General features: G+C 74.2%; 7 protein-coding genes and 1 pseudogene. 4 read left to right on the top strand and 4 right to left on the bottom strand.

What is annotated here, in order from left to right; all coding sequences use genetic code 11:
- The 3 genes and pseudogenes from ICW40_RS06595 to rlmB all read left to right on the top strand — a co-directional run.
- Positions 1-571 (top strand): annotated as a pseudogene (locus ICW40_RS06595) (amino acid deaminase/aldolase); the annotation flags it as partial.
- A gap of 52 nt (positions 572-623) precedes the next feature.
- A complete protein-coding gene (cysS, locus tag ICW40_RS06590) occupies positions 624-2,045 on the top strand; it encodes a cysteine--tRNA ligase (RefSeq protein ID WP_221653036.1) in 1,422 nt (473 codons plus the stop codon).
- On the top strand, positions 2,045-3,100 hold the full coding sequence (gene rlmB / locus ICW40_RS06585) for a 23S rRNA (guanosine(2251)-2'-O)-methyltransferase RlmB (RefSeq protein WP_221653035.1): 1,056 nt from the start codon (positions 2,045-2,047) through the stop codon (positions 3,098-3,100). Before cysS ends, rlmB begins: the two co-directional genes overlap by 1 nt.
- Before the next feature lie 85 nt (positions 3,101-3,185).
- Here the strand turns inward: rlmB and ICW40_RS06580 are convergent, their stop codons facing one another.
- The 4 genes from ICW40_RS06580 to ICW40_RS06565 all read right to left on the bottom strand — a co-directional run bounded on the left by ICW40_RS06580 (position 3,186) and on the right by ICW40_RS06565 (position 8,112).
- The gene (locus ICW40_RS06580; RefSeq protein WP_221653034.1) at positions 3,186-4,433 is read right to left on the bottom strand and encodes a DUF4032 domain-containing protein; all 1,248 of its coding nucleotides are present in this window, start codon (positions 4,431-4,433) and stop codon (positions 3,186-3,188) included.
- Between the two features lie 74 nt (positions 4,434-4,507).
- On the bottom strand, positions 4,508-5,635 hold the full coding sequence (locus ICW40_RS06575) for an ABC transporter ATP-binding protein (protein ID WP_221653033.1): 1,128 nt from the start codon (positions 5,633-5,635) through the stop codon (positions 4,508-4,510).
- Between the two features lie 174 nt (positions 5,636-5,809).
- The gene (gene otsB / locus ICW40_RS06570) at positions 5,810-6,616 is read right to left on the bottom strand and encodes a trehalose-phosphatase (protein ID WP_221653032.1); all 807 of its coding nucleotides are present in this window, start codon (positions 6,614-6,616) and stop codon (positions 5,810-5,812) included.
- The gene (locus ICW40_RS06565; RefSeq protein ID WP_221653031.1) at positions 6,613-8,112 is read right to left on the bottom strand and encodes an alpha,alpha-trehalose-phosphate synthase (UDP-forming); all 1,500 of its coding nucleotides are present in this window, start codon (positions 8,110-8,112) and stop codon (positions 6,613-6,615) included. Before ICW40_RS06565 ends, otsB begins: the two co-directional genes overlap by 4 nt.
- A 94-nt stretch (positions 8,113-8,206) precedes the next feature.
- On the opposite strand from ICW40_RS06565, the gene ICW40_RS06560 reads away from it, so the two are divergent.
- Positions 8,207-8,911, top strand: a 705-nt coding sequence (locus ICW40_RS06560) for a serine/threonine-protein kinase (protein ID WP_221653030.1), incomplete at its 3' end; no start/stop codon positions are given.

Here is an 8,911-nt window from a genome sequence, read left to right as displayed (position 1 = left end):
GGCCGAGCTCGCCGGGCGCCGCGGCGCCGTCGTGCGCGCCGTCGAGGCCGCCGTCGGACCGCTCGGCCTCGTCAACGGCGGCGGCACCGGGAGCCTCGCGGCGACCGCGACGGACCCGGCGGTCACCGAGCTGACCGCCGGGTCGGGGCTCCTGCTGCCCACGCTCTTCGACGGCTACCGGCTGGACCCGGGCGCCCGCCCGCTCGTGCCCGCGGCCCTCATCGGGCTCGACGTCGTGCGGCGGCCCCGCCCGGGCATGGTCACGGTGTTCAGCGGCGGGTACGTCGCCTCGGGTCCCGTCGGCCCGTCGAGGGCCCCGCGGCCCGTGCTGCCGCGCGGCCTCCGGCTGATCCGCTCCGAGGGCGCGGGCGAGGTCCAGACGCCGCTGCGCGGACGGGCCGCCGACGGCCTGGCGGTGGGCGACCGGGTGTGGTTCCGGCACGCGAAGGCCGGCGAGGTCATGGAGCGCTTCGCGGAGGTCGCGCTCGTGCGGGCCGACGTCGCCGACGGTGGCGGGGGCACGGTCGAGGTCATACCGACCTACCGCGGCCTCGGCCTCACCTTCGGCTGACCCAGGCGTCGGCGAGAGTGGGGGTGGGCGTGCCGCCGGTACCCTGGGCGCCGTGACCCTCCACCTGTTCGACACCGCGACCCGCGCCGTGCGCGAGCTCGTCCCGCTGCGTCCGGGTGAGGTCGGGATCTACGTCTGCGGTGCGACGGTCCAGGGCCCGCCGCACATCGGTCACATGCGCAAGTCCGTCGCCTTCGACGTCCTCGTGCGGTGGCTGCGCCGCGGCGGCACGCGCGCGACCCTGGTGCAGAACGTCACGGACATCGACGACAAGATCCTCGCCAAGGCCGCCGAGGCGGGCGAGCCGTGGTGGGCGTGGGCGCAGGCTCACGAGCGGCTGTTCGCGTCCGCGGAGCGCGCGCTCGGCGTGCTGCCGCCGACGTACGAGCCGCGAGCGACCGGCCACGTGCCGGAGATGGTCGAGCTCATGGGCGAGCTCGTCGAGCGCGGCCACGCCTACGTGGGCGAGGAGGGCAACGTCTACTTCGCCGTCCGCTCGTTCGCGGAGTACGGGGCGCTCACCAACCAGCCGCTCGCCGACCTCGCGACGGCCGACGACGACGCCGACACCGACAAGCGCGACCCGCGCGACTTTGCCCTCTGGAAGCGCAACCGCCCCGGCGAGCCCGCGACGGCGTCGTGGCCGACGCCGTTCGGGCGTGGCCGGCCGGGCTGGCACCTCGAGTGCTCCGCCATGGCGCGCCGGTACCTCGGCCGCGAGTTCGACATCCACGGCGGCGGCCTCGACCTGCGCTTCCCGCACCACGAGAACGAGCAGGCGCAGTCGCGCGCCGCCGGTGACGCCTTCGCGCGGCTCTGGATGCACAGCGCCTGGGTCACCCAGGGCGGCGCGAAGATGAGCAAGTCGCTCGGCAACAGCCTGCTCGTCGAGACCCTGCTGGCCCAGACGGACGCGGCCGTGCTCCGGTACGCGCTGACCGCGGTCCACTACCGCTCGATGCTCGAGTGGACTCCGGAGACGGTGCCCGACGCCGAGGCGACCTGGACCCGGCTCGAGGGGTTCGTGCGCCGCGCCACCGAGCGCGTGGGCGCCGTCCCGGACGACGAGGTCGCCGGGTCGCCGCTGCCCGCCGAGTACGTCGCCGCGATGGACGACGACCTCAACGTCCCGGCGGCGCTCGCCGTCGTCCACGAGCACCTGCGCCGCGGCAACTCCGCGCTCGCCGACGGCGACCTCGCGGCCGCGCGCGAGGCGCTGATCGCGGTGCGCGGCATGCTCGACCCGCTCGGGCTCGACCCCGTGCGGTGGGGCGGCCCGTCGACGGACTCACGCGCCGAGCACGCCCTGGGCGCGCTCGTGGCGGCGGAGCTCGAGGCGCGTGCTGCGGCGCGGGCCGCGAAGGACTGGGCCACGGCCGACGCGGTGCGGGACCGGCTCACCGCCGCCGGCATCGTCGTCGAGGACTCACCGACCGGTGCCCGCTGGTCGCTCGCGCACGACCAGGAGGACTGATGGCAGGCAACTCCCAGCGCCGCGGGGCGACCCGCAAGGCCGGATCGAAGAAGGGCGCCACCGTCGGCACGGGCGGCAAGAACCGGCGCGCGCTCGAGGGCAAGGGGCCGACGCCGAAGGCCGAGGACCGCCCGTACCACGTCGCGGCCAAGCGCAAGGCGGCCGCCGAGCGGCTCGACGCGGCCAAGGGCCGGGGCCGTCGTCCGGTCGCCGGCGAGGGCCGGAGCGCCCCGGAGACGCGCACGACGTCGTCGCGCCCGTCGCGGCCCGGCGGCGCCTCGGGTCGCGGGTCGAAGCCCGCGGCGGGCGCCGAGATCGTCGCGGGCCGCAACTCGGTCGTCGAGGCGCTGCGGGCCGGTGTCCCGTGCACGGGCGTGTGGGTCGGCCACCGCATCGACGCCGACGACCGCATCCGCGAGATCCTCAAGCTCACGACCGACCGCGGGCTCCCGCTGCTCGAGGTGACCAAGCCCGAGCTGGACCGGCTCACCGACGGACTCGTGCACCAGGGTGTCGCGATCCAGGTGCCGCCGTACCAGTACGCGGGCCTCGACGCGCTCCTCGCGCGGGCCGAGCGCACGCGCGAGCCGGCGCTCGTCGTCGCGCTCGACGGCGTGACGGACCCGCGGAACCTCGGCGCGGTGCTGCGCTCCGCCGGTGCGTTCGGCGCGCACGGCGTCGTCGTGCCCGAGCGCCGGGCCGCGGGCGTGACCGCCTCGGCCTGGAAGGTCTCGGCCGGTGCGGCGGCGCGCGTGCCGGTCGCGCGCGTGACCAACCTCGTGCGCGCGCTCACCGAGCTGCGCGACGCCGGCTGCTTCGTCGTCGGCCTGGACGCGGGCGGCACCATGGAGATCGGCGACCTGCAGCTCGCGACCGGGCCCGTCGTGCTGGTCGTCGGCTCGGAGGGCAAGGGCCTCGGCCGCCTCGTGCGGGAGACGTGCGACGTCGTCGCGTCGATCCCGATCCGCAGCGCCGTCGAGAGCCTCAACGCGGGCGTCGCGGCGGGGATCAGCCTCTACGAGGTCGCCCGCCTGCGCGCCCAGGACGCCGGCTGACCCTCGGACCCTGCCGGCTGGAGCGATCCGGGGGGACACGCGTGCGTGTCGGCCCCGCATCGCTCCGGTCGGCGAGCGGGAGGGGTCAGAGGTCGCTGATGCGGGGGATGACCGCGGTGTCGACGCCGAGGACGGCCTTCTCGTCGGGGCGGTGCTGGAGCACGGTGTCGACGTAGCTGCGCACGGCCTCGGCCATCGGCACGTCCCGCCCCTGCTCGCGCGAGACGAACCACCGGTGGTCGAGCATCTCGTGGAACATCTGCGCGGGCTCGAGCTTGCCGCGCAGCTCGCGCGGCACGGCGCGGACGGCGGGCTCGAAGACGGTGGTCAGCCAGTCGTGCGCCGCGAACTCCTCGTCCTCGCCCTGGCGGTCGGCGTGCGCGCGGTACGCGTCGAGGTCGTTGAGCAGGCGGCGCGCCTGGTTCTCCTCGACGTCGAGGCCGGTCAGGCGCATGAGCCGGCGGCTGTGGTGCCCCGCGTCCACGACCTTGGGCCGGATGCTCACGGTGGTGCCGTCCACGTCCGTCGTGATGTCGAGCTCGCCGACGTCGAAGCCGAGCTCGTTGAGGTGCTCGATCCGCGCCGCGACGCGCCACCGCTCGCCGGTGTCGAACGACTCGGACTCGGTCAGGGCGTCCCAGAGCTCCTGGTACCGCTCGACCAGCCGGCCGCCGATGGCGATCGTGTCCACGTCCTCCTCGAGCAGCTCGCCGGCCTCGAGGTCCATGAGCTCGCCGATGATGTTCACGCGCGCGACCTCGAGGTCGTAGGCACGCTGGCCGTCGCTCAGGCGCTCGTGCAGGTCGCCGGTCTCGGCGTCGACGAGGTAGGCGGCGAACGTCTCGGCGTCGCGGCGGAAGAGCGTGTTCGACAGCGAGACGTCGCCCCAGTAGAAGCCCGTGAGGTGCAGGCGGACGAGGAGCACCGCGAGCGCGTCGATGAGCCGACCGGTCGTGTGCGGCTGGAGCGCGGTGCTGAACAGCGCGCGGTACGGCAGGGAGAACTGCAGGTGCTTCGTGATGAGCACGGCCTCGAGCCGCTCGCCGTCGGGTGACCGGCGGCCGTTGATGACGCCGACCGGCTCGACGCTCGGGACGTCGAGGCGGCTCAGCGCGCGCAGCAGCTCGTACTCGCGGTAGGCGACGGTCTCGCCGATCTCCTTGACGGCGATGACCCGGCCCGAGAGCTTCACGAAGCGCACGACGTGCCGCGAGATGCCTCGGGGGAGCGCGGCGAGCACGTCCTGCGGCCAGTCCTCGAGCGGCACGTGCCAGGGGAGGTCGAGGAGGGCCGGGTCCGGTGAGGCCGCGGTGATCTGCAGGGAGTCGGGCATCGGGTCCTCCGACCGCGAAGGGCGGGACGGCACTCGCCGTCCCGCCCTCCGGGTGTGATCAGGTGGTGCTGAGGTCAGACGGTGATGCGTGCACCGCTGGCGGACGAGAAGACGTGCCGCTCGCCCGGGCGGACGGCGACCCAGATCGTGTCGCCCTTCATCGGGACCTGGCGCGGGTCGACGCGCACGATGATCTGCGCGTCGCCGGCACCCGAGTGGATGTCCTTGGCGGCCGCGCCGGCGCCGGCGAGCTCGCCGTAGACGAACGCGTCGGAGCCGAGCTCCTCGACCAGCACGACCTTGATCGGGATCGCACCCTCGTTGGCCTGGGTCACGACGTCGAGCGCCTCAGGGCGGAAGCCGATCGTGATGTGGCCCTTGTCCTCGGGCTTGATCGCCGCGATGACGTCGCGCTCGAGCGGGATGCGCGTCTGGCCGAGCTGCGCGGCACCCTCGGACACCTGGAAGGAGCCGATGTTCATGGCCGGGGAGCCGATGAAGCCGGCGACGAAGACGTTCGCCGGGGTGTCGTACATGTCGCGCGGCGTGCCGACCTGCTGCAGGACGCCGTCCTTGAGGACCGCGATGCGGTCGCCCATGGTCAGGGCCTCGGTCTGGTCGTGCGTGACGTAGACCGTCGTGACGCCGAGGCGGCGCTGCAGCGACGCGATCTGCGTGCGGGTCTGGACGCGGAGCTTGGCGTCGAGGTTCGACAGCGGCTCGTCCATGAGGAACACCTGGGGCTGACGCACGATGGCGCGGCCCATCGCGACGCGCTGACGCTGACCACCCGAGAGGGCCTTGGGCTTACGGTCCAGGTACTCGGTGAGGTCGAGGATCTTCGCGGCCTCCTCCACGCGCTTGCGGATGTCGGCCTTCGGCGTGCCGGCGATCTTCAGCGCGAAGCCCATGTTGTCGGCGACCGACATGTGCGGGTAGAGCGCGTAGTTCTGGAACACCATCGCGATGTCCCGGTCCTTCGGCTGGACGTCCGTGACGTCGCGGTCGCCGATGAGGATGCGGCCGGAGTTGACGTCCTCCAGGCCGGCGAGCATGCGGAGCGAGGTCGACTTGCCGCAGCCCGAGGGCCCGACGAGGACGAGGAACTCGCCGTCCGCGATCTCGAGGTCGAGCGCGTCCACCGCGGGACGCTCGGTCCCCGGGTAGATGCGGGAAGCCTTGTCGTACGTGACCGTGGCCATGGTCCGATCCCTCCACCGGCAGGTACGTGCCGGACGATCCGTCGTGATGGGAGTGTCAGGCGTCATCGATGACACCGACACGGACGACGCGGACCGACTGTGGTCCAGGTCACCCGTGCGACGTCGTCATCCTGCCACACCGCGCGGGCCGCCTGCGACGAACCGGTCGAATCGTCACGACGCCCCGAACGCGTCCGCCATCCGGGCGAGCAGGGCGGTGACGGCGTCCGGGTCGTGGACGCGGAACCGGGCCGCCGTCGGGCCGTCGCCCACCTTGACGGTGACGTCCGTCGCGTCGAGCGTGACGAACGCGCGCTCGTCCGTCACGTCGTCGCCCGCGTAGACGACCGTGCTCGCACCGAGCTCGGCGCGCAGCGTCGCCAGTGCGTCGCCCTTGCTGACGTGCAGCACCGCGAGCTCGACGACGTCCTTGCCCTGCATCGCGTCGACGCCCTCGCCGCCGAGGGCCAGCGCGACGGCGGTCAGCCGCGCGGCGTCGTCGCGGGTCGCGGTGCGCGTGTGCAGCACCACCGACGCCGGCTTGTGCTCGACGCGTGCGGTCGAGCCGGCGACCGCCTCCGTCAGCCGGGTCGTCAGGTCGGCGAGGCGCTCGGCCACGGGCGGCTCGAGCTCGAGGTCCACGCGCTCGAGACCGGCACCGGTCCAGCGCCCGCGCTCGGCGCCGTGGCTCCCGACGAGCCAGGTGCCCTCGGGCACCTGCGCGAGCGCGGCGAGGTCGGCGATCGCGCGGCCCGAGACGAGCGCGACGTGCAGTCCGCCGACCCCCGCGAGACGTGCGAGCGCGTCGACCGAGCCGGGCAGCGCACGGCTCTGGTCCGGGTCGTCCCGCAGGGGCGCCAGGACGCCGTCGAAGTCCAGCCCGAGCAGCACCTGCTCACCCGCGCGCAGGCGCCCGGCCAGGTCCTCGACCGCGGCGTCGAGCGCCGCGGCGTCCCCGACCTCGTCGGCCGCGCCGGTCACCCCTGGCCCCCGCGCGGGCCCTCGCGGTGCGGCTGGTGCGCGAGCCGCAGGTGCGCGTCCTCGACGACCGGCGGCTCGTGCCCGTCCACCCCGGCGCCCAGCGCGGCGAGGAAGGTGTCGGACCACTTCGTGACGTCGTCCGTGAGCACGCGCCGGCGGAGCTTGCGCATGCGCGTCCGCATCTCGCGGCGCTCCATCCGTGCCGCCCGCTCGATCGCGTCCTTCAGACCGTCGATGTCGTGCGGGTTGACGAGGAGCGAGCCGGAGAGCTCGTCGGCGGCGCCCGTGAACTCGCTGAGGACCAGCACCCCGCGGTCGTCGACGCAGGCGGCGACGAACTCCTTGGCGACGAGGTTCATCCCGTCGCGCAGGGATGTCACGAGCATGACGTCGGCCGCGAGGTAGAGCGCCGCCATCTCCTCGGGCGGGTAGGAGTGGTGCAGGTAGTAGACGGCGGCGGACCCGATCTGGCCGAACTCGCCGTTGATGCGGCCGACGAGGCCCTCGACCTCGTCACGCAGCTGCTGGTACGCCTCGACGTTCTCGCGGCTCGGGCTGGCCACCTGGACGAGCGCGGCGTCGGGGACGGCCAGGCGCCCCTCCGAGAGCAGCTCGCCGTAGGCCTTGATCCGGTGCCCGATGCCCTTGGTGTAGTCGAGCCGGTCGACGCCGAGCAGCAGCACGCCCGGGTTGCCGAGGTCGGCGCGGATCTCCGCGGCCCGGGCACGCACCTCGGGCTTGCGGGCCATGGCGTCGAACTTCGACGAGTCGATCGAGATCGGGAACGCGGCGGCGCGGACGAGCCGCTCCGCCCCGCCGTCCTTGCCCGGGACGCTGACCAGCTGACCGCGCGCGGTGAGGTCCGTGAGCCGCCGCACCACGCGGATGAAGTTGCTCGCGTCACCCGAGCGCTGGAAGCCGACCAGGTCGGCGCCCAGCAGCCCCTCGACGACCTGCCGCCGCCACGGCAGCTGGGCGAAGATCTCGAGCGGCGGGAACGGGATGTGGTGGAAGTAGCCGATCCTCAGGTCGGGCCGCAGCTCGCGGAGCATGGCCGGGACGAGCTGGAGCTGGTAGTCGTGCACCCAGACGACGGCGCCCTCGGCCGCCAGGCCCGCGGCCGCCTCGGCGAAGCGCCGGTTGACCCGCCGGTAGGCGTCCCACCAGTGCCGGTGGAACTCGGGCGGGCTGATGACGTCGTGGCTCAGCGGCCACAGCGTGTCGTTCGAGAAGCCCTCGTAGTAGTCCGCGACCTCGTCGGCGCTGAGCGTCACGGGGACGAGGTGCATGTCGTCCGCCTCGAACGGCTCCGCCTCGACGTCCGCCGAGCCGGTCCAGCCGATCCACGCGCCGTGCGTCGTGCGCATCACGGGCTCCAGCGCACTGACGAGCCCGCCGGGCGATCGCCGCCACGACGTGCTGCCGTCCTCGGCGACCGAGAGGTCCACCGGGAGCCGGTTGGCCACCACCACGAGCTCGTACCGCGTCGACGTCACGCCCCACCCTCTCGCATCTGCCCGCCCGAGGTTATCGAGGCGTACCAGCGCGCGCCTGGGGGACCCACCCGGCCGCCCCCGCTAGCGTGCCGCCATGGAGCGGATCGGCGTGGCCCCCGGCACCGAGATCGGTGGCTACCGCGTGCTCGGGCCGCTGGGTCACGGGGGCATGGGCGCGGTGTACCGCGCCGTCGACGGCGACGGGACCACGGTCGCGCTCAAGCTGCTGCACCCGCACCTCGGCGCGGACCCGGACGCGCGCGAGCGGCTGCGACGTGAGGTCAGCAACCTCCAGCGCGTGCGCCACCCCGGTGTCGCGCGCGTGCTCGACGCCGAGATCGAGGCCGACGAGGCCTTCGTCGTGACCGAGCTCGTCGAGGGTGACGACCTCGCCGCACGCGTGCGCTCGCGCGGACCGCTGACGCCGGTCGAGCTGGCCGACCTCGCCGAGCGCCTGCGCGGTGCCGTCGCCGTCGTGCACGAGGCCGGCGTGCTGCACCGCGACCTGACCCCGGGCAACGTCATGGTCACGGACCGTGGCCCGGTGCTCATCGACTTCGGCATCGCGCAGGCGGTCGACGACCTGCGCGTGACCTCCACCGGCCTCGTGATGGGCACCCCGGGCTACCTCGCGCCCGAGCTCCTCGAGGGCGCAGCGCCGTCCGAGGACGGCGACTGGTGGAGCTGGGCGGCGCTGCTCGCGCTCGCCGCCACGGGGCGTCCGCCGTTCGGCGGGCCGCCGCTGCAGGCGGTGCTCGCCCGGGCGCGCGCCGGCGAGCCGGACCTCGACGGCCTGGAC

The organism is Actinotalea ferrariae, assembly GCF_019733465.1.
Classification (GTDB): Bacteria; Actinomycetota; Actinomycetes; order Actinomycetales; family Cellulomonadaceae; genus Actinotalea; species Actinotalea ferrariae_A.
Note: the sequence above shows the minus strand (reverse complement) of the source record. Positions and strands in the feature narration are given on the sequence as shown.

What these genes read in the sequence shown, in the direction of transcription:
- ICW40_RS06575 (WP_221653033.1), bottom strand. Translation starts at nt 5,635, where the DNA reads ATGGCCACGGTCACGTACGACAAGGCTTCCCGCATCTACCCGGGGACC.
- rlmB (WP_221653035.1), top strand. Translation starts at nt 2,045, where the DNA reads ATGGCAGGCAACTCCCAGCGCCGCGGGGCGACCCGCAAGGCCGGATCG.
- ICW40_RS06580 (WP_221653034.1), bottom strand. Translation starts at nt 4,433, where the DNA reads ATGCCCGACTCCCTGCAGATCACCGCGGCCTCACCGGACCCGGCCCTC.